Origin of the sequence: Actinomyces sp. zg-332, from assembly GCF_011751945.2 — a bacterium.
In the GTDB taxonomy this organism is placed as follows: Bacteria; Actinomycetota; Actinomycetes; order Actinomycetales; family Actinomycetaceae; genus ZJ293.
Window position 1 is genome coordinate 1,397,431 of record NZ_CP064951.1, and the last position, 21,843, is coordinate 1,419,273.

At 35.6% G+C, this 21,843-nt stretch carries 17 protein-coding genes; 5 read left to right on the top strand and 12 right to left on the bottom strand.

Annotation, left to right across the window (positions count from 1 at the left end; translation table 11 throughout):
- Positions 1 to 306 precede the first annotated feature (306 nt).
- Together HCQ94_RS05600 and HCQ94_RS05605 are read right to left on the bottom strand one after the other, a co-directional pair.
- On the bottom strand, positions 307 to 975 hold the full coding sequence (locus tag HCQ94_RS05600) for a potassium channel family protein (protein WP_166978412.1): 669 nt from the start codon (positions 973 to 975) through the stop codon (positions 307 to 309).
- A gap of 67 nt (positions 976 to 1,042) precedes the next feature.
- A complete protein-coding gene (locus HCQ94_RS05605) occupies positions 1,043 to 1,765 on the bottom strand; it encodes an HAD family hydrolase (RefSeq protein ID WP_166982543.1) in 723 nt (240 codons plus the stop codon).
- A gap of 142 nt (positions 1,766 to 1,907) precedes the next feature.
- Between HCQ94_RS05605 and HCQ94_RS05610 the strand changes: the two genes are divergently transcribed.
- Together HCQ94_RS05610 and HCQ94_RS05615 are read left to right on the top strand one after the other, a co-directional pair.
- On the top strand, positions 1,908 to 2,582 hold the full coding sequence (locus tag HCQ94_RS05610; protein WP_166982545.1) for a histidine phosphatase family protein: 675 nt from the start codon (positions 1,908 to 1,910) through the stop codon (positions 2,580 to 2,582).
- 30 nt (positions 2,583 to 2,612) lie between these two features.
- On the top strand, positions 2,613 to 4,001 hold the full coding sequence (locus HCQ94_RS05615) for a TrkH family potassium uptake protein (protein WP_166982547.1): 1,389 nt from the start codon (positions 2,613 to 2,615) through the stop codon (positions 3,999 to 4,001).
- A gap of 529 nt (positions 4,002 to 4,530) precedes the next feature.
- Here the strand turns inward: HCQ94_RS05615 and radA are convergent.
- Positions 4,531 to 5,892, bottom strand: a complete 1,362-nt coding sequence (gene radA / locus HCQ94_RS05620; RefSeq protein ID WP_166982549.1) for a DNA repair protein RadA — start codon at positions 5,890 to 5,892, stop codon at positions 4,531 to 4,533.
- Between the two features lie 216 nt (positions 5,893 to 6,108).
- Entirely contained in the window at positions 6,109 to 8,979 is a 2,871-nt protein-coding gene (locus HCQ94_RS05625; protein ID WP_166982551.1) for a choice-of-anchor M domain-containing protein, read from the bottom strand.
- Between the two features lie 139 nt (positions 8,980 to 9,118).
- Between HCQ94_RS05625 and disA the strand changes: the two genes are divergently transcribed.
- A complete protein-coding gene (disA, locus tag HCQ94_RS05630; RefSeq protein ID WP_166978400.1) occupies positions 9,119 to 10,186 on the top strand; it encodes a DNA integrity scanning diadenylate cyclase DisA in 1,068 nt (355 codons plus the stop codon).
- Positions 10,187 to 10,295: 109 nt separating this feature from the next.
- Here disA and HCQ94_RS05635 read toward each other — a convergent pair whose 3' ends face one another.
- From HCQ94_RS05635 to HCQ94_RS05670, 8 genes are all read right to left on the bottom strand, one after another.
- The gene (locus HCQ94_RS05635) at positions 10,296 to 11,513 is read right to left on the bottom strand and encodes a hypothetical protein (protein ID WP_166982553.1); all 1,218 of its coding nucleotides are present in this window, start codon (positions 11,511 to 11,513) and stop codon (positions 10,296 to 10,298) included.
- 8 nt (positions 11,514 to 11,521) lie between these two features.
- On the bottom strand, positions 11,522 to 12,010 hold the full coding sequence (locus tag HCQ94_RS05640; protein WP_166978396.1) for a DUF3180 family protein: 489 nt from the start codon (positions 12,008 to 12,010) through the stop codon (positions 11,522 to 11,524).
- 1 nt (position 12,011) lies between these two features.
- Complete coding sequence (gene folB, locus HCQ94_RS05645; RefSeq protein WP_166982555.1) at positions 12,012 to 14,027, bottom strand: dihydroneopterin aldolase; 2,016 nt, start codon at positions 14,025 to 14,027, stop codon at positions 12,012 to 12,014.
- Complete coding sequence (gene folP / locus HCQ94_RS05650; RefSeq protein ID WP_166982557.1) at positions 14,024 to 14,821, bottom strand: dihydropteroate synthase; 798 nt, start codon at positions 14,819 to 14,821, stop codon at positions 14,024 to 14,026. Before folP ends, folB begins: the two co-directional genes overlap by 4 nt.
- A 21-nt stretch (positions 14,822 to 14,842) precedes the next feature.
- Positions 14,843 to 15,409, bottom strand: coding sequence for a GTP cyclohydrolase I FolE (folE, locus tag HCQ94_RS05655; RefSeq protein ID WP_166982559.1), 567 nt, complete (start codon positions 15,407 to 15,409; stop codon positions 14,843 to 14,845).
- A 153-nt stretch (positions 15,410 to 15,562) separates the two neighbouring features.
- Entirely contained in the window at positions 15,563 to 17,611 is a 2,049-nt protein-coding gene (ftsH, locus tag HCQ94_RS05660) for an ATP-dependent zinc metalloprotease FtsH (RefSeq protein WP_332835445.1), read from the bottom strand.
- A gap of 5 nt (positions 17,612 to 17,616) precedes the next feature.
- Positions 17,617 to 18,171, bottom strand: coding sequence for a hypoxanthine phosphoribosyltransferase (gene hpt, locus HCQ94_RS05665; protein WP_166978388.1), 555 nt, complete (start codon positions 18,169 to 18,171; stop codon positions 17,617 to 17,619).
- 342 nt (positions 18,172 to 18,513) lie between these two features.
- Positions 18,514 to 19,002: an inorganic diphosphatase gene (locus HCQ94_RS05670; RefSeq protein WP_166978386.1), complete on the bottom strand. Its 489-nt coding sequence runs from the start codon at positions 19,000 to 19,002 to the stop codon at positions 18,514 to 18,516.
- Positions 19,003 to 19,115: 113 nt separating this feature from the next.
- Between HCQ94_RS05670 and dacB the strand changes: the two genes are divergently transcribed.
- Together dacB and tilS are read left to right on the top strand one after the other, a co-directional pair.
- Entirely contained in the window at positions 19,116 to 20,501 is a 1,386-nt protein-coding gene (dacB, locus tag HCQ94_RS05675) for a D-alanyl-D-alanine carboxypeptidase/D-alanyl-D-alanine endopeptidase (protein WP_166982561.1), read from the top strand.
- A gap of 48 nt (positions 20,502 to 20,549) precedes the next feature.
- A complete protein-coding gene (tilS, locus tag HCQ94_RS05680; RefSeq protein ID WP_166982563.1) occupies positions 20,550 to 21,800 on the top strand; it encodes a tRNA lysidine(34) synthetase TilS in 1,251 nt (416 codons plus the stop codon).
- Positions 21,801 to 21,843 lie beyond the last annotated feature (43 nt).

Consider the following 21,843-nt stretch of genomic DNA (forward strand, 5'->3'; position numbering starts at 1 on the left):
TCACACATAACACAACACGTAATTTATATTTTCAAACAAACTAAATAAACACGAGAAAATACTTGCAATATCAAAACTTACAAATAATAAATATAAAACACATATAAATAAACTTACTAGCCCTCGAAAATGCTGAAAACAAAGACTCTGCACAAAATAAACATATGGAAATGAATAGATACTTAAATCACTTTTTCCTAAAAATAACATACAGGACATTGCTATGACAAAACTACTTAAAATAAAAAAGGACAAACACTTAAAAATATACCTGTCCTTTAATTTACAAATCTTCAAAAAACAAAACTATGAATTATACGCGAATTGTTCCAGCAAATCTGCATCACCACCAACGATAATAATATCGTCCTCATGTATACGTGTACTAGCACTCGCATACTCAAATGGCTGGCCAACACTTAGTACTCCAATAACAGTTACGCCATACTTACGACGAACTTGTGCTTCTTCCAAAGTAAAGCCCCAGAATTCACGAGGTGGACGCATTTTAACAATAGAAAATCCATTACGCTCCATCTCAATATAGTCAAGCATACGTCCAGATACTAAGTGTGCAGTCCTCTGACCAGCATCAAATTCCGGATAAATAACGTGATGTGCACCAATACGCTTTAAAATGCGGCCATGCTCACGGCTAGTAGCTTTAGCCCAAATCTGAGAAACTCCAATATCGACTAAATTAGCTGTAATCAAAACTGAAGCTTCTAGCGAAGAACCAACGCCTACAACAGCAGAGGAAAAATCAGCAGCCCCAATTTGTTCCAAAGCGGCCATATTAGTCATATCAGCTTCAAGAGTAGGTATACGGCTAGACCACTTTTGTACTAACTTACTCGAAATATCAACAGCTAAAATTTCACGATTCAAATTATCCAAAGTCACAGCAACAGCCGAACCAAAACGACCTAACCCAATAACTAAAGTAGAATCAACTACGTTATTTGGCACTTTCATCACCACCTATAATTCCTATAAATAGCATAAGCCTAATATCTAAAAAGTAAAAATATTCACAATACTATTAGCCATTAAAAGTTCGTTTCACGCGCAAAATATTCCAACCTTTGCTCTCACAGACACGGCGCAACTTACGATCAGGATTAACACCGCAAGGAAAACCAACCATAGATAGCATAGGAATATCTCCGTAAGAATCGCCATAAGCAAAGGAATTAGTCAGATCATATTCGTACTCGCTAGCTACTTTACTAACAGCTAGTCCTTTACCTTCGTTGTGCATTAACTCTCCGTCAAGTTCAGGAGCTAAAACACCATCTACAACTTTTACTTTAGTACCTAAAATGCCATTAACACCAAGCTTTTTAGCAATAACTGCACCTATTTGTACAGGCACAGCAGAAACCAACCATACATCATGTCCAGCAACTAAATGCCTATTCAAAACTTCACGCATATAAACAAAAATACGGCCATGCAAGTCATTATCGTACAGTTCCTCAACAATTTTGGAAACCTCATCGACACTGCGCCCAGCTAAAACATTTAAAGCTCTATCAGCCACCAAGTCTAATCTTCGCTTAGATTCACCAAAGAGCATATACAACAAACTATGACGTGCAGCAAAAAAGATATCACGCCACCCGAAAAAATTACGACGATACAGTTCACGAGCAACATAATATGAAGAAGAACCACGAATCAAAGTCTGATCAATATCAAAAAACGCAACAACACGTGAATTCGCAGAAGAATCAGTATTAGGCTGATTGATATTCATATTCATAAAGCTCTCACTAACAATCAAATCTATTATTCACGAGTAAACCACTATTCTATACTCATATATCATACAGAACAAAATAAAGATAATATAAAACAAAACGTCCACAAAAGACAAGATAGAAACAAAGGGCTAAAATACTACTATGACACAAACAATAATACATGTATTACGACATGGTGAAGTAGAAAATCCTGAAGGAATATTATACGGACGTCTAAAAGGATACTCGTTAAGTACCTTAGGGAAGAAAATGGCTCAAATGGTTGCTGATGAGTTCAAAAAACGTCCAGAAATACAAATATCTAGAATTATTGCTTCTCCTCTTCTACGTACCCAGCAAACAGCCAAACCAATTTCGAAGGCGTACAACGTACCAATTGAAACAGATATACGTCTAATAGAAGCGGGTAATCACTTTGAAGGTATAGCAGTAAATAAAAATCCGAAACTTCTAGCAAGCCCTAAATACTGGAAATACTTCCATAACCCTATACGTCCATCATGGGGAGAACCTTATATAGACATTGCTGATAGAATGCTAAAAGTGGTAAAAGAAACTCAAAAGAACAATGCTGGACAAGAAATACTTTTAGTTTCACACCAACTGCCTATATGGTGCTTACGAAAATACTTAGAGAAAAAACCACTCGCCCATTTACCATGGCAACGAGAATGCTCTCTAGCTTCAGTAACAACACTAATATTTGAAAATAACACACTAGTGGGAATAAAATATTGGGAACCTGCAGCCGTGCTACTAAACGAAGCAAAAGATGTGACTCCAGGAACATCAAGCGCTATGACTAACAGAGGCTAAAATTCACAAGATACAACAAAAGCGAAAAAAGTGAATAAAACAAGTAAAAATGAGAAAAAGCTTATAGAAGATGTAAAAAGCTATATAAGCTATACAGCAAAGTACAAACCATCATTATTAGCAATAATGATTTTCGGTAGTATCATAACTGTAATAACCATGCTACTTTGCTTGCCAATATCAACAGTTGATGGCAAAATGCCAAACTTTGTTGACGCTTTATTCACGGCAACCTCGTCAGTATGTGTAACTGGATTGACTACTGTAGAAACAGCAACTTACTGGTCACATTTTGGACATTTCGTAATAGCCTTAGGTATGAAAATCGGTGGCTTGGGGGTAATGACCTTTGCTTCAATACTTGCTTTAGCAGTGTCAAAAAATATTGGTTTAACTCAAAGGCTCATTATTGCCAACGAAAATCAAATAGAAAAACTAGGCAAAGTAAAAACCCTCATACGAGCAGTAATAATCATATCTGCTACTTGTGAATTTTTATTATTTCTCGCATTATTTCCACATTTTTATTACGGAGTTGGATACTCATTCGTAAAAAGTATAGGATACGGACTATTCATGTCAGTTTCCATCTTCAATAACAGTGGATTCGTAATTATGCCTGAAGGAATGGAAGTATTTGCAAACGATATTTTCGTAATAGCACCGATAATAATTGGAACATTTGCTGGAGCAATCGGGTTCCCCGTTATTTTGAACATAACTTCAAATATAAAGAATCCGAGAGCGTGGAATATACACACAAAATTAACAGTTATAACTTACCTAATTTTATTCGTAATAGGTACTGTTCTCATCGGTTTATTAGAATGGAATAACACTCATACTTTAGGAAATCTACCATTACACTCTAAAATAAGTAACTCGTTATTACTGGGAATAAACGGTAGATCCAGTGGTCTTAGTACTCTAGACATCGGACAAATGCACCCTTCAACTTGGCTGGTACAAGATGTGCTGATGTTTATAGGCGGGGGTAGTGCCTCTACTGCTGGTGGTATAAAAGTTACAACTTTAGCTGTGCTGACTTTGGCGATTGTTGCTGAAGCCAGAGGTGACACAGATATACAAGTATTTGGCAGAAGAATACCTAATACAACAGTTCGTTTGGCTGTTACTGTAATTGCGATAGGTAGCTTCCTTGTCTTTACTTCAATTTTCTTGTTGCTGCTGATTACTAACTTAAGCTTAGACGTTATAGCATTTGAAGTTATATCAGCCTTTGCTACTGTTGGCTTATCCACTGGTATAACCCCTCTACTACCCACTGCTGGAAAATACCTACTTGTATTGCTCATGTTCGCTGGAAGAATTGGAACTATGACTGTAACTGCAGCTCTGGCTTTGCGTAAACAAAAGCGTGTTTTGAGATACCCTGAGGAAAAACCTGCTATTGGCTAACTTTTCAAGTTTTTATAACTTTAGTAAACCTAATTTCAATTTGTCTTACTTTTGTGTGGCTTTATTTTGTTTATTTCAAAGTAGTTTTACTATTTGTATGAAAAATTAATATAGTTTTTAACGTTTAGCATTACGTAGTATTAGTGTTTATGTACTTTCTGTAACTTTTTAAAAGTTTATGTTTGATATTAGTTTTGCATGATTAAACAGAATTAAGTATTTCTTTTTATAAACTTGAGTTTGACTTTTATTCCCTCAATACTTTTTAGTATTTAATTACCTATTAGGCTATTTTTCGGGGAAATTTATATGTATATAAGCGCTTATTTTATTTTGCATTATAGTGTGATGCTTTTCAAAGGAATAAGGTATTTTAAGCTCCATAACTACATATTAATTGGCGCAGATATTTTATACTTTTAAAACTTAATAAATACTTTAGTTACACAATTCATATACACTTAGCACTAAAACTTATCTACACAAAATATAGCTTTGAAAGTAAATTCAATTTCTAAACCTTTAAATACTATCGTTGAAAAACTCTATCCACAACTTCAGCAATATTGGAGACAAAAATAAACTTTAAACCATCAAAATCAGACAAATTTTCTTTTACATTTGCAGGCAAAACTACCGTTTTAAAACCAAGTTGTACAGCTTGTTGCAAACGTTTACGCACAGCTGATATTTTACGTATATCACCTGTCAAACCAACTTCACCAAAAGCAATCAAATCTGCTGGAAGTGTTTTATTACTAAAAGCAGAGATAATTGCTAAAACTACAGGTAAATCCAAAGCAATATCGTTGATTTTTGCTCCACCCACAGTAGAAACATACACGTCCATGTTCTGCACGCTGATACCAGCACGTGACTGCAAAACAGCCAACATCATTGCTACTCTAGAGCTATCTACACCAGAAGTAGCCCTACGAGGAGCAGCAAAGTTAGTTCCAGCGACCAAAGACTGTATTTCTATAGGCATAGGCCTACGACCATCTAAAGCTATAGAAACACAAGTTCCAGCAGTATCAACCCTGTTCTCAGAGATAAACAGACCCGAAGGATCTAAAAGTTCTTGCATACCATTTTCGTTAATTTCAAAGCAGCCTACCTCATCAGTTGGCCCAAAGCGATTTTTCACAGCCCTAAGCATACGTACGCTACCAAAACGTTCGCCTTCAAACTGGCATACAACATCAACTAAGTGTTCTAAAACTCTTGGACCTGCTATAGTTCCATCTTTTGTTACATGTCCAACCAAAATTATTGGTGTATTCGTTGTTTTTGCAACAGAAATAAGCTGATTAGCCACTGTTTTAACTTGCAAAGTCGATCCAGATACAGCATCAATTTCGTTAGCACTAATTGTTTGAATCGAGTCAACTATTACTAGAGATGGTTTGGTCTCTTTTATATGCCCTAAAACTACAGATAAATTATTTTCACTTGCTAATAAAATATTTTTCTGTAGAGCTCCTATACGTTTAGCTCTAAGTACCACTTGTGAAGCTGATTCTTCACCACTTATATATAAAACTTTATTATCAGGGTATTTACTAGCGATCTTTAAGGTGACTTCCATGAGTAATGTAGATTTACCAACCCCTGGCTCGCCAGCTAGCAAAATTACAGCACCCGGTACAATTCCTTGACCTAATACTCGGTCTAGCTCGGATATACCGCTACTTCTAACTGATGTTTCCTCAGTACTAATCTCAGTTATAGGCAAAGCTTGATTTGTGGGCGAAATAACTTTAGTTTTTTGTTCAGAAATAGTGTTTTCCTCTAGTGAACTCCAACTTTTACATTGGCGACATTGTCCTTGCCATTTAGAAGTTTCCCAGCCACATTCGCTACAAATATAAGCAACACCGTTCTTCGCCATTTTTCTTTCCACATCGTAAATAAATGATTATAAAAACCTTAATATAAGGAAATAAACGTAGGAATACTTAAACTTTTTTCCACACTACAAGCATATACTGAATACTTCATTAAATGAAACAAGAATGATAGAAGATTAAATAAGTTAAGGTTGCACGACACGTAATATGTCGTGCAACCTTGCGCCGTTTTAGGATAAACCTAAAGTTTTATATCGTCACTTTCTTCTTTTTACTTTTTGAGTGTACAAGAAGAAAATTACTGCAGTAACCATGAACATTAATCCAGCACCAAATAGTCCTGAAGCTACAAGAGGTAGCCAAGAGCTATCTGAACTATCAGCATTGTTTATAGCTGGAGTAGTTTTTGCTTTCTTGCTCTTCAAAGGTTTCAATCCACCGTTTTCACCTTTTTCTTTAGCATCAGCATCTTTTGCGTTTACTTTAGGTAATTCAAGCGGTTTAGCTGCTGCTAATGGGTTTGATCTGCCAATAAATGGCTGAGTAAGTACTGGTGAACTTTGAGATTGAGGAGAGCGCGAATCTACGCTATTTATTCTGTCGTATTCTTCACCGCTTATTTCTTTGAATCTTGAGGAATCTGGATTCACTGGAGCAGGTTTTGTAGTTCCAGATATTCCATTATTAGCATTATTTGCGTTATTTCCGTTAGATCCATTATTTGGATTGTTGTTACCTGGAGCAGGGGAAGGATTACCATTGTCAGGCTTAGATGGAACAACAGGATTTGAAGGTTTAGAAGGTTCTGCAGGCTTAGATGGCTGATCAGGATTACCCGGTTTAGGCGAAGGTGTACCTTCATTATCAGAGTCTTTACCATCTGAATTTCCATTATCTGAACCATCATTTCCATCTTGCTTATCCGGATTAGCAGGATCTTCAGGCTTTGAAGGAGAATCGCCATTATCAGGAGCTGACGGATCTACAGGATTTGAAGGATTAGAACCATTATCAGGAACTGATGGATCCGCAGGCTTAGATGGCTCTGAATCAGAATTGTTAGTATCTTCACCAAAGATTTCAGCACGAGTCAAACGAACATACTTGTTTGTATTTTCATCTAGTTTCCAATACTGACCGTACTTCATATTTTCTTTGTTTTCAGGCTTTTCGCTACCTTCGTATTTATACAGTTTTCCTTCTGAAATGTAATAGTATCCATTGTCAACTATTCCTACAACTTCAGCTGGGTTCTTTGTACCTTTACCTACTTCATAGTTAGGCAATTTTTCTATACGATGAATCTTATTTTCAGTTTCATTTCGATAATAAAAACCATCGTCTGTTATACCAACAATATTCTCAGCTTTTACTTCTCCATCATACTTTTCGTCAGTAATAATTTTCTTCAAATCATTCAAAGTATCTACAGTTTTAATTTCCTTACCATCACCACGTGTATAGTATTCAGAGTCCTTATCTTTAATTATTGATAGAACATCTTTAGCTAGTATTTTAGGGGCATTGTCATCAGCATTACTATCACTATTTGGTAACTTAGGCAAATTGTACTTTTCACGTGAAACATTGATAGATTTATCACCAACTAGGTAGTGAAGAGTATAAGTACCGTAAGTATAATACTTAGCTCCTTTTTCTTTCATTCTGAAAGTATATTCAACAGAATAAATACCCGGTTGTGTAAAGTAAGTAGCTTTGTGAACATGAGTTGGATTGTATAACTTTTCAAAAGTTGTTCCTGCATAATAACCTGTATCAATTGACTTTACAAAGTCGTTTTGCAAGGCATCATAGCTACCTACAATCATACGTCCAGGACCCTCATACTTGAGTGCAGTTACTGTTACTCCATCTTCTAGATTAGAATAATCAATCTCTTCAGTATTAAATCCTAACCATGGTAACGATGGGTTTTGTATTTCAGGTAACTCATACAGACGCTTATCTTTTCTGTCTGAAAGTTCACGCAAAGCAGCATATTCTGGAGAATTACCCTTAGGTAAGAACAAAGATGAGTCGGGGACCTCCACAGCTGCACTTTCGCTTTCGCGTTCAACAACATTTGCCGGGTCACTTTCATCTTTTAAAGTCATCCTAATGCTACGTTCACCTTTCGACCAGCGACCTTTCAAATCTAGGTGGCCTTTAGAAATATGAACTAAGTTAGGGTTATCTTCTGGTCCCCATTCTTCTGGTAACACAGGAGTGTAGTTATCGTTAGAATATTCAGGGTCATAAGCTGAGGTATCATCGCCAACTTCTGCTTTAATTTTTTCAGCATAGACTTCTGTAGATGTTGTAATTGGATTGATACCAGTTGTTGTTCCCTCTGGCAAACCAACTTGCGCATCGCTACCAACTAACCAGGTTACTTCACGAATTGGAGTAGATATTTTTTCACCATTCTTCAAAGTTGCATGTCCTTGCCATTTCAAACGGTAAATACCTGGCTTTGAAAATGTTGTGTATGAGTGTGTATGCATTCCTGCAAACATATAATAACGTTTGTATCTGGAATCTTTGGAGGAAATAATTCTTGTCACTGGCTGTTGAATGCCATTGTAACTGAACATTTCCATAGTACCTGGACCATCTGCTTCAACTAGCTCCATTTTTATTGATTCTTTGACAATATTTCCCAGAGGAAGAGTTTCATGATCAGTTTCTAATGCACCAATACCTGCCCATAGAGGTGGCCATCCTCTATAGTATTTTTGAGGACCAGACCATACTATTTCACCAGGTTTGCCCAAGAATGCTAGTTGTCTATCTGCTGGAATTGCAAATCTTGATACTTCTTCACCTTTTTCATTAGCATCAGGAGCCAAACGAATACACACATCGCTTGCATTTATAACTGTTGCACCATTTACAACTTTAAGATCAATGTTGTCTGGACTAGTCTGATTTATATAAGCAGCGTCGATATGCTTACGATATATCATTTTCTTTCCAGCACAAATATGATTTAAACTTGCAGGTAAATCTATATCTGACGCATAGCTAGACTTGCTGTTATCTACAAGTGTCAATCCAGCTATTGACAAAAACGTTGCTAATAAAATTAGCAGTGTTTTCTTTGTTACACTCAACTGTTTTGCAAACATTGGTATCTTTCTAAACAATCCGTAATAATAATCATTATCAATAATAAACCCCAAGACCCAATAAATCAATTTAATAAATCGAAAAAATAACTAAAAACACTTATACTATTTTTAATAAGAAACAAAATGGAAGCCAAATATGTCTCAAAACAACAACACAAATCTAAGAGAAATACTACAATCAATTGCTCCTGGCACAGAAATACGCGAAGGGTTAGAGCGTATCCAATTAGGCAAAACAGGGGCACTAATAGTATTAGGTTACAACGAGAACATAGAAAAAATATGTTCTGACGGAATAGAACTAGACGTAGAACTATCCCCTGCCATACTAAGAGAATTATCAAAAATGGACGGGGCAATACTAGTAGATACAGACACAATGAGGATTCGTCGAGCAAACGTTCAGCTACTACCCGACTCAACAATCCCAACAAAAGAATCAGGAATGCGTCACCGAACAGCAGAAAGAACATCAAAGCAAACAGGCATTCCAGTAATTTCAATAAGCTCCTCACTAAAAGTTATTACAATCCATACAGCTGACACCAGATATACCCTAGAGCCGCCAGAAGTCATATTGACAAAAGCAACACAAGCTTTATCTACTCTAGAAAAATACCGCACAAGACTCGATCAGTTCATGTCTGGACTATCAAAATACGAAATCACTGATCAAGTTTTCGTAAAAGACATAGCCACAGCTCTTCAACGCACAGAAATGATACGTCGCATAACTGACGAAATTGAAGGATATCTAGCTGAACTAGGTAGAGATGGCAGACTAATTTCCTTGCAGCTAGACGATTTGCTAAAAGGTGCCGCAAAGGAGAGAAGCACTATTCTGAAAGATTACATGGCTGAAGAAAGCGACATTCAGATTGCTGAGGACTATTTAAGCTCGTTATCTTCAAATGACATAATCGATCTGACAGTAATAGCACGAGGCCTACACTTTTCTATGTTAGACGTAGTCGCGCTAGATGACCCTGTTCACCCACGAGGATACAGAATTATGGGTGAAATACCTAGATTACCTCAAACAATAGTGGACTCAATCGTAAACCATTTCTCTACCCTGCAAAATATTTTGAACAGCGGAATAGAGGAGTTACAATCAATTGAAGGTGTAGGACAATTCAGAGCAAAACGTATACGTGAATTCTTAGATATACAAATACAAAACAATCCTACGCATATACATTAAATAAGATCTAAAACTCACCAAATTCAAATATTAAGCTACCGAATTATTGCCACTTTAGTACTATAAAGTGGCAATAACTATATCAAAGTTTTATTAATAAGTGCTGTAACTAGCCATTTTTCAAAACAAATGGATAACTTACGTCAAGCAAATCTCCATCTTTAACACCTAACAAACGATAAGTACCTGCTTGGGAAATTGAAAGTTTTTCACACTTAGCATTGTAATTTATACCATCCCAATTAATCGTACCCGTCCATGTTTGCCCAGGTTTCAGAAGCAGAGGATTTTCCTCACTAGTTACAGGGCAAGAAGTACTATCCCAAATTTTCTGATCACCAGACATAACTCTAATACCAAATTTCTTTGAGCCAGCCTTAGCTAAACATGTCTTAGAAGATTTATTTGTGACAGTAATACCAAAGTCTGTTCCTTTACCTACCAAAACCTGATTTTCTTTCACAAAAACATTCAAATTCAAGTCTCGGTTATCGCAATCTGGAACTTTTGGAGTTGACTTAGTAGTCTTTTTTACAGCAACTTTCTTAGTTGCTACTTGAGTTTCAGAAACAAAAAACTTCTTATACGACCAGTATCCCACAGCTGATAGCAAAGCAAAACAAAGCAGGATAAGAAAAACTTTAGTATATATTTTACTTTCGCCATTATTAGCATTACTACCACTATTTGACCTTAGTTTACTATAGGCAGAAAAGTCTGTATTTCTTTGTGTTTTCCTAAAGTTATTTTCAGAAAACTGTTGCTTTTTACCAGCAAAATTTGCAGAATTTTTAGATTTTTTATTTCCTTTAGGCATTGTAGACTTACTACTATTACCCTTAGGTACATCAGAACGCTCTTGCATACTTGAAGAATTTATATGCACAATATTTTTTGGATAAGCACTAGGCTGTGAAGAAGTTTTTCTCGTAGAGCTTTTTCGCTCAGCTAGATGTGAGTATTTATCAGAATACTTTTGCCCACCGTTCGAAAGCTTTTTACTTTGAGTAAAACTACCTTTAGCTTGCTTTTTTCTGTCTGATTGAAGTGGCTTATTTATTTCTTTTTCAAAATCAAAAACTTCTCTGTCATTACTATTACTCGAATGAGTGCTCTTTCGTCGAGGCTTCAAGTTAGGACTATTATTTTTTGACACAGAAGAATTACGTTTAATACTAGTATCTGAGAAGTTCTCACGAGATACTTTATTTTTCGCAGATGATTTATTTACCTGCGAATTTAAATTTGAACGCATTTGATGAACTTTTGATTCTGAAATATTATTTCTTTTATTTCCTTTATTAGAATTTAAATTTTTATCGTTCATATAAACCACTAACAGTTAGATGATAGCTTTTTATTTAAAGTACTACTCGTATTCAAGTCGTCACCGTCATCGACAATGCACCAATTCTCAACGATAATACCAGTAGTTGCAAACAAGATACATGACAAAAAGCTTGCTAAAGAAACAATTATCATATCTTGCATGAACATGGATTCACTGTACATAATGAAAATTATAGTTTGAGCAAAAGTAAAACCTGAAATACATGCTCCGCCAATAGATGAAGTTTTAGCAAAAATAACCAGCTTAGCAGCCTTAAACTGATCTACTTCCACAGTTTTATCACTCTTATACTTACGTACTTTCCAGCCAGCTAAAGCAAGAATTCCTGAAAATATAAGCATAAATATAGGTAAAATCCAGCTTGCCAAAGGCGGAGTAAAACCTGAATGTATGACACTCAAGATAAATGTAAAACTCGAGATAAGAAATATCGTAAATGCCAACACGAGGGAAGAAATCTTCGTCTTAGTCATCTTATTCACCTTTTTCAAGCGACTGCCACTTAGGTTTGAAAGTATACGGCGCGTCAGGCTCTCTAACTGCCATTGCTTCCTCAAAAGTTTTTTTCCTCAAGGCTTCGTATATACTAGCTTTTTGAGTTGCAGGTTTTGAGGTGCTTTCAGAGTTATCAATAACTTCAGATTCATAATTTCCAACATGTTTATTCATACGCTGAGCTATAGGTATTCGTACTACTTGTGTAGCAGATTCTATTCCACTATCATCAGATTTACTATAAATATTAGTTTCTTTATGAGTGTGGATTTCTTCTTGAGGCAATAAATCAGAATCTTCAACTCCATTTGTAAACAAAGTGCGTAACTGATTCATAACCTTTGTATGTTCCATTGTATTAAGTATTTGATTAATTTCGTCATCTGAATTCGAGTTAGAAATAGGTTCCTCATCAGATACAGCAACGCCTTGTTCTCCCGCGGCTATACCGTAATTATCTTCTTCGCCTTCAAATACTTCTAAATCAGGTGTATCTGCAGAATACAAATTATCAGCGTCAAAATTTGAATCATCAAGGCTAGTATCTAAATATTCGTTTTCCTGAGATTCATAGTGAATGTTATCTTGCAAATCTACACCATCTATGGTGGTAATTTCTTCTGAAACATCTCCTATAGCGTTACTATCGTTTTGCTCATAGATTTCATCACCAGTATAAACATCTATGTCATCGTCAAGTATTCTAACTAATTCGTCAGAAAGCTGCTCGTCCTGTATATACTGATTTTCTACCCCAGCGTTTTCAAGCTCAGCATAACTCTTACCAAGCCACTGCTCCCAAGTATGCAAAATACCGTCACGGTCATCAGTTTTTTCGAGCAAATCAGCAACTTTCTCACCATCAAGTTCAGCTTCATTTTCCATCAAATGCCATGGATATAATACAAAAGCACGCTGTTTTGCTAGTTTATGAGGGATAGTTAATTCTTCGTCCTCATATTTTTGGTTGTTGTAGCTAATAATGTCAATATCAATTAAACGTGCCTGCCATTTAGCGTGTTCACGTCTACCGAAATAATATTCTACTTCTTTAACTAGTCCCAATAAATCGCTAGGGCGCAAGAAAGTTTCACCTCGTAGCACACAATTATAGTAGTCAGGCTGTTCTTCATCATTTAATGTATGTGCTTTTGTTTTAACTAATGGAGATACATCTAATACATCAAAACCTAAAGATCTATCTAAATCTGAAATCACATCTTGAAATAGTTCTACAGGGTTACCTAAGTTTCCACCCAAAGCTAAAATAACACTAGATTTCTGAGGTTCGAAAATTGGTGGATAATCGTTACATCCCTCCTGTGTTACATCAATAATATCAGTCTTAAGTTCAGGTTCTTCAAAAGTATCGCTCTGGTTACTTACAGTATCGAGGACTGAATCAGTTTCTAACTCTTTTTCATAATCATTAGTAGCTTGAGTTTGAGTTTGTATCCCTTGAGTAGAATAAACATCAGAATTTGTTTCTTCTAGAAGAGTATTTTCAGTATTTTCTTCAAGTTCCACGTCAAGGTTTACAGAGTTATCAGCTAAAGTTTTATCAGCTTCTTCCTCTAAAAAGTTAACACGTTTTATAAAATAAGCACTATTTTCAAAGCTAATCTTCAAATTAGATCTATTACGCACAATTGATAAAGCTACGTCTTTAAACTCATAATCTAGAGGAGCTTGTGGTTTATGTACAGTAACACTAACCTCTATGACGTTATCAAAGCATAAGACCACTAAAGCAATTCGTTCAGCAAGAGTTTCAATGAGTTTTACAGGTTCGCCCTCAATTGCACGAACTATAGCTCTACCTACTTTTTCGTAGTCAACTGTTTTATCCAAGTCATCTTCAACAGAAGCATTTACACAATCAACATCCATCACAACATCAACCACAAAATTTTGACCAACAGCACGTTCTGTGTCATAAAACCCGTGATAACCTTTTGCGGTAACACCTTTCAAATGGATTTTATCAAAACTCATCTTGTGACTCTTTCATCTAAATATTTTTTAGTTAGTCCAACATTGTGTACTCGCACTCCCCACACGTTATGGTCAGCGCAAAAGACAGATATTTTTGCTGTAACTTTGTCTCTATCTTCTATATTATCTCTACCATACAAAACTGTCATACGTTTTCTAGATGCACCTATCAAAATTGGGTACCCTAATTGACGCAAAGTATCAATTTTGTTTAATAATTCCCAAGATTGGCTGTGATTTTTGTAAAACCCTAACCCCGGATCAAGAATTATTCTTTTATCTTTTATTCCAGCATCATGCATATTTTCAATACATAAATGTAGCTCATGCATTACATCGTGAGTAAGTTTCCAATACTTTTCAGCTTCAATAGGATCAGTGTTGACTCGCCAATGCTGACAAACGTAATCGATGTCATTATCTGCAACTACTTTATACATGTTAGGATCATATAATCCACCAGAAACATCGTTTATTATGCTAACTCCATATTCCATACAAGCTAAAGCCGTAGAGGAATTCATTGTATCAACTGAAATTGGAACTGATAAATCTTTCAAAGCGGATAAAACTGGGCGTATTCTAGCAATTTCTTCTTCCCAAGATATTCTAGTAGAGTTAGGTCTAGTAGATTCTCCGCCTATATCAATAATATCTGCCCCGTCTTGTATCATCTGATTAGCATGCTCAATAGCGTTGTCTAAAACCATATATTTTTGACCGTCACTGAAAGAATCTGGGGTAATATTTAGAATCCCCATTATTTTCATTCTATTTTTGTCCTCATTGACCATAGTTTCTCCAACGCATTTATTTTACTTATCAATAGATAACAGTCTCATTATCTCATTTTGTTTCACAGAATCAGAAAGATTTCCACGTGAAGCTAAAGTTATTGTTTTAGAACCCGGTTTCTTTATGCCACGCATTGACATACACATATGTTCAGCTTCTAAAACCACTAGCACACCTTCTGCATGCAACTGTTCGGTTATAGCGTCAGCAATCTGACCAGTGATACGTTCCTGAACTTGTAATCTACGAGCATACCCTTCAACTAGTCGAGCTAATTTTGACAGCCCTGTTACTTTGCCATTGCTAGGTATATAACACACATGAGCTACACCATAAAAAGGTAGCATATGGTGTTCACAGCAAGAAAAGAAAGAAATGTCTTTCACAATTACTAGTTCATCATGATCTACTTTAAATTGCTTTTTTAAATGTTCTGGAGGACACTCATCCATTCCAGACAAAAGCTCTTGAAAAGATCTCGCTACCCTATCAGGGGTTTCAAGTAAGCCATCACGGTCAGGATCTTCACCCACTGCAATAAGTAAATCTCTTACAGCTTTTTTAACGCCATCGTAATTGTAAGTCATATAGTATTTATCTCATCTCAGTAATAAACTAATGTAGGTAAGTATCAGAACTTACCTACCATTAGTACAATCTATTTCCACGTATTTTATTCAAAAGTATAATCAACGTGTAAAGTTTCTGAAAACTTTTGATTAGTTTTTAAACAGTCAGATTTACTCTGAGTCAGTTCTTGTAACATCATTATTTTCAGATTCGTCAGTATTTTCTTGAACCTTACTTTCTTCAATACCTGATTTTTCTTCAGCTATATCAGTGTTTTCTGATTCTGTTTTAATACTGACTGGCGCTTTATATGATCCGTAATCTGCTTCAATACCACGCCACACTGGACGTTCATCACGCTTTTTAACGTTTTTGAATATTTCAGCAAGCTGACTTTCATCTAGAGTTTCCTTTTCAAGTAACTCTAGAACTAGGTTATCCAAAACTTCACGGTATTGAATTAAGATTTCCAAAGCTTCACGATGAGCATCCTCAAGCAATTGCTTAACTTGTTCATCTACCACAGTAGCAGTTTGGTCAGAGTAATCTTGGACTTTGCCACCATAGTATTCTTCAGTGGATTTTCCTAGCTTTACAGTACCAATACTATTTGTCATACCGTAAGTTGTAACCATATTACGAGCAATAGCAGTAGCTTTTTCAATATCATTCGAAGCACCTGTTGTCGGATCTAGATAAACAAGTTCTTCAGCTACACGACCACCCATTGCGTAAACTAATTCATCAAGCAATTCATTACGAGTCTTCGAATAGCGATCTTCCACTGGCATAACCATGGTGTATCCCAGAGCTTTACCTCTAGGCAAAATAGTAACCTTTGTAACTGGATCGGTATATCGCAATGCAGCAGCTGTCAAAGCATGACCACCCTCATGGTAAGCAGTCATGGTCTTTTCGTGGTCGTTCATCACGCGAGTACGTTTTTGTGGACCAGCAATAATTCTATCGATAGCTTCATCTAATGCTCGATTGTCGATAAGATCAGCATTGTGACGAGCTGTAAGTAACGCTGCCTCATTCAAGACATTCGCTAAGTCAGCACCAGTAAACCCTGGTGTACGCTTAGCAATAGCTACTAAATCAACTTCATCGACCATTGGTTTATTCTTAGCATGAACTCTAAGAATAGCTTCACGTCCTTTCAAATCAGGAGCGTCAACTGAGATTTGTCTGTCAAAACGTCCTGGACGTAGCAATGCTGGATCCAATACATCTGGTCTGTTAGTACCAGCTATCAAAATAATATTTGTTTTCTCGTCAAAACCATCCATCTCAACAAGAAGCTGGTTTAATGTCTGTTCGCGTTCATCGTGTCCGCCTCCCATTCCTGAGCCACGGTGACGACCAACAGCGTCTATTTCGTCAACGAATATAATTGCTGGGGCTTCTTTCTTTGCCTGCTCAAACAAATCACGCACACGAGAAGCTCCCATACCTACGTAAAGTTCAACGAATTCTGAACCAGACATAGTGAAGAATGGAACGTTTGTTTCACCTGCTAGAGCTTTAGCTAGTAAAGTTTTACCTGTTCCTGGAGGGCCATATAATAAGACACCCTTAGGAATTTTAGCTCCCACTTTGCGGAATTTGTCAGGTTTAATCAAAAATTCACGAATTTCCTGTAGTTCTTCCAATGCTTCATCAACGCCAGCGACATCAGCAAAAGTAATATCTGAGTTCTCTTTTGAAATCTTCCTAGATTTTGACTTGCCCATTCCCATAAAACCGCCATCTTGCATACGGGAAGAGAACCACATGAGCAAAGCGAACAAAAGAAGAACAGGCAATAATAGCGGAATTAAACGAGAAATAAAAGATTCTACAGGATACGTAGAATTATATCCCTTAGATAGCTTAGCTTTAGCTACAGAACTAGAAATGTCAGGACCTTGTGGTGTCACATAGAAAAAGGAAACCTTTTTACCTACATTTTGTTTTACACCAAACCAGTTTTTCTTTGTACTGGTGTAGCTTTTCGATAAGTCAAGTACAACAGTGTGTGTTCCCTCGTTTATTACTGCTCGTTCAACAGTTTTTCCTTTTAAAAGAGCCAAACCTTCAGATGTATCAATCATTCTAGGAGCAGTCAAAAAACTATATACCCAAAAAGCAGCAAATATTAAAAATATAGGAAATACCCAAAATAGTGGTCTCCTAGTAACTACTTTAATCTTTTTGTCGTTATTTTCATTTGCCACAGATACTATCCTCCATAAACATGCTTGGCCAAAGTTCCTATAAATGGTAAGTTACGATACTTTTCAGCATAATCTAGACCATAACCTATAACGAATTCGTTTGGAATATCAAAACCTAAATACTTAACGTCTACTTCAACCTTAACAGCATCTGGTTTACGTAGAAGTGTAGCAATCTCAACAGAGTTCGCTCCTCTACTTTCAAGATTGTCACGTAACCATTTTAAAGTTAGACCTGAATCAATAATATCTTCGATAATTAGAACATCACGGCCAGAAACATCTGTATCTAAATCTTTAAGAATACGGACAACACCACTAGATTGTGTGCCTGCACCATAAGAAGAAACAGCCATCCAGTCCATTGTAATTGGATTGCTCAACTTACGAGTCAAATCAGCCACAACCATTACAGCACCACGTAAAACACCAACAACTAACAATTCTTTACCAGCATAATCTGTATCTATTTGTTTAGCCATTTCAGTAAGACGTGAGTGAATTTCTTCTTCAGTAATAAGAATTTTTTCTAGATCGGTACCCATATCTTTAGCGTCCAAAACACTGCCCCTTAAATAACGAGAAAATAGTTACTTAAAAGAGTAACTTAATATGTGAAAAAAGTGTCATTAAGATAGTAAAAAATATTATTTTTTATAAAAATAAAGTATATGTTTTTATTTGAAAACACAAAGAAAATCGGAAAATACACGAAAAAATAATTTCTTTATAAGCGAAAATTCAGAATTATAAATAAAAATATATAAAGAATATGTAACTAAAGTTGCGTTTATACGAAGTTAAATAAATAAAATACAACAAAAATACGTATTTTATAAAGTATTTAAAATGAATAGACCCTTGTGAGCACAAGGGCAAGTACAAGGGTCTATTACAAAATTTTAGTATCCTGCTTCTTTTGCACGCTTAAAACCAGCTTCAATTTCAGCTTCAGCTTCAGCACGATTAGTCCAGTGAGCACCTTCAACACTCTTACCTGGTTCCAAATCTTTGTATACTTCAAAGAAATGCTGAACTTCTAGGCGGTGGAATTCAGATACATCATCGATATCTGTACGCCATGCTGCACGCTGGTCAGTACTTGGAACGCACAAAACCTTGTCATCGCCACCAGCTTCATCTGTCATACGGAACATACCCAAAGCACGGCAACGAATAACACACCCTGGGAAAGTAGGCTCTTCTAACAAAACAAGAGCATCGATAGGATCACCATCTTCACCAAGTGTGCCTTCAATGAAACCATAATCATCAGGATAACGGGTTGAAGTAAACAACATACGGTCTAAGAAAATACGACCAGTTTCGTGGTCAACTTCATACTTATTACGACTTCCCTTAGGGATTTCAATCGTTACGTCGAATTCCAAGATTTTCCTTCCTAACTTGTATCACTCACATAAGTAAGTTAAGGTAACACAATGGTAACATATTACTTATGATACCCTTAATTTAAGGACTGAGTAATGAAGGTATTTTTAAAATGAAAAAAATAAATAAAAAAACAATAATTCCATCTATAGGAACTCTTGTAATACTTTCATCACTCATAATATACATAGTCTTATCAGCAGTAGGAATAGTAGAAAATCCTTTTTTTGACGGCAAACCACTCGGAAATAATAAAGAAATACAGAGTAGTGTTGCAGAGGATGTAAATAAAAATGCACCTAAAAATACTTGGAATTTACAAGCTCTAGAATTATCTCCAGAGCAAATTTCACAAAGCATAAGTAATAATGTAGCAATTCTAAAGGAACTATCTCCTTTTGTCTCAATTACAATAAAAGATGCAGTCACTAACAAAACTTTATACTCTCTAAACGATAAAACTGCGAATTCTGTCGCTTCTGCAACAAAACTTTTATCTATGATTACCAGCATTGAAGAACTCGGAGAAAACTACCAATTTACAACAAAAACTTCAATAGATAAAAATAATAACCTATATTTATACTCAAATGGTGACATTCTGTTAAATGCACAAAATAGTGATTTAAATAATGTGAATGGATACGCTGGTCTAAAAACTCTAGCTGAAGAAACAGCGAAATACTTGCAGAAAAATAATATAAAAACAGTAAACTTAAATATAGACGACACTTATTTTGGAAACGAAAAAACATTAAGCTCCTGGGCTGAACAAAAATCTGAAAGCTATATAGGTAAAGTTACTCCTATGGCTATCAATGCTGGATTCGTAAACAAAGATTTTTCTGACGCACCTGAAAAAATAGTATCTGAAACATTTGCTACACATCTACAAAACTTAGGCATACAAGTAAACCAAATTAATGAACACAAAAAAACACCTAAAATTATCAGAAATATAGCAAATATAAAATCTGACAAACTAAAAAACATAATTAAACACACTCTTAAAGAATCAGATAATACGACAGCTGAAACTATCTCTAGAGCTGCAGCTATAAAAGCAGGTTATAAGCCAACTTTCAAAGACACCACACGGTTTATAAAGAATACTTTAAAGAATCTAGATATAGATACTGCTGATTTATCTTTAGAAGATGCGTCTGGCTTATCAAGAAATAGCAAAATTACAACAACTACTTTAACATCTGCTTTAGAAAAAACTTTTGTTGATAATGTGAAGCTATTTGAAATTTATAATTCTTTGCCTATAAGTGGCACCGACGGAACTTTAAAGCAAAGATTGACCAATATACCTGGAAAAGTTCTAGCCAAAACAGGAACATTACCACAAACTTCATCTCTAAGTGGAGTGGTTTTTACAAACAGCGGAAGAACATTAAGCTTTTCAATAAGTGCTACAAACTTTGACGAAAAAACTTTTTGGAATGTACGACAAAATATTGATATATTAGTTGAAACATTGCAAAAACAGTAGTAAAAATTTCATTAACGGTTGTCTGATTATCTGATTGTCTGGGAAAATATGAAACATAATAACAATTCTAAGCATTTAAGTGTTTCAAATACGCATTCAAAAGAAAACTATTTAAAAAACTCTAGAAAAGATTCTAACAACGAAATTCCAAAAACTAGCTACCAAAAAATTACTCCAACAATCAAAAAACTAAGATCAGCTGTACGTAAAACTATAGATGAGCTCAAAATAACTTCCAATGACACTATTTTATTAGCAGTCAGTGGCGGTGCCGATTCAATGGCACTTGCCTTAGCTACAAAACACGTCACTGATAAATTACAAATCCCTGTTCACACTGTGACAGTAAATCACAATATTCGTGAAAAAAGCAGAGAAGAAGCTGAACATGTACAACAAGTATTATTAAATATTGGTTACAAAAATGTTCATATTGCAGATTTAAATATGCATGAAGTAGAAACTCACAACTCTTTAGGTCCTGAAGGAAATGCTAGGCTAGGAAGATACGAACTGATAAGAAAATTAGCTTCAGAAATCGAAAAATCTGCAAGTAAAAATAAGCGTAATTCCCATGAATCTCCTCAAGGAAAATGCTACGTTTTTACAGCACACACTATGAATGATCAAGCTGAAACAGTATTGTTACGTATAGCTAGAGGATCAGGGATAAAAAGTCTATCAGCAATTGCACAATACACGTATTCATTCGGTTTGCATTTGGTTCGACCCCTACTAGATATAACCCGTGAAAAAACTGAAAACTGCTGCAAAGACCACAATGTGAGTTACGTCATTGATGAAACAAACTACTTAGATAGTAGTTGGAAAACATCAAATGGTTCTCCTCTTCTACGAGTGGCAATACGTCATAAAATAATTCCTCTTTTAAACGATGCTTTGCAACAAGACAGTATAAAAGCTTTAAGCAGGACAGCAATGCTATCACAAAAAGACGAAGAAGCATTATCTTTTGTCACTGATGAGTACTTTGAAAAAATACTAATAGGTGATCAACCTAATGAATTGGATACTACACAAATTCCGAGCAAAGACTCACTAACTTTAACTCTAGATGTAAAACAGCTACGAAAACTACCAGAAACAATACGTACAAGGCTATATTTAAAAGCTTTAAAAATACAAAAATATCCTTTATCAAATATAAGTAGCAAAAATTTATTATCCATAGATCATCTAGTTATGAAGTCAGATAACAAGAGCTACGTCGAATTGGTAAGTAAAACTAAAGTTAGTATTGAAACAGCTGGTCTATTAATTCCTTTGTATAATTCCTAGAGTAACAGTGACGTTATACAATACTAGATCTAAGATTTTGTAT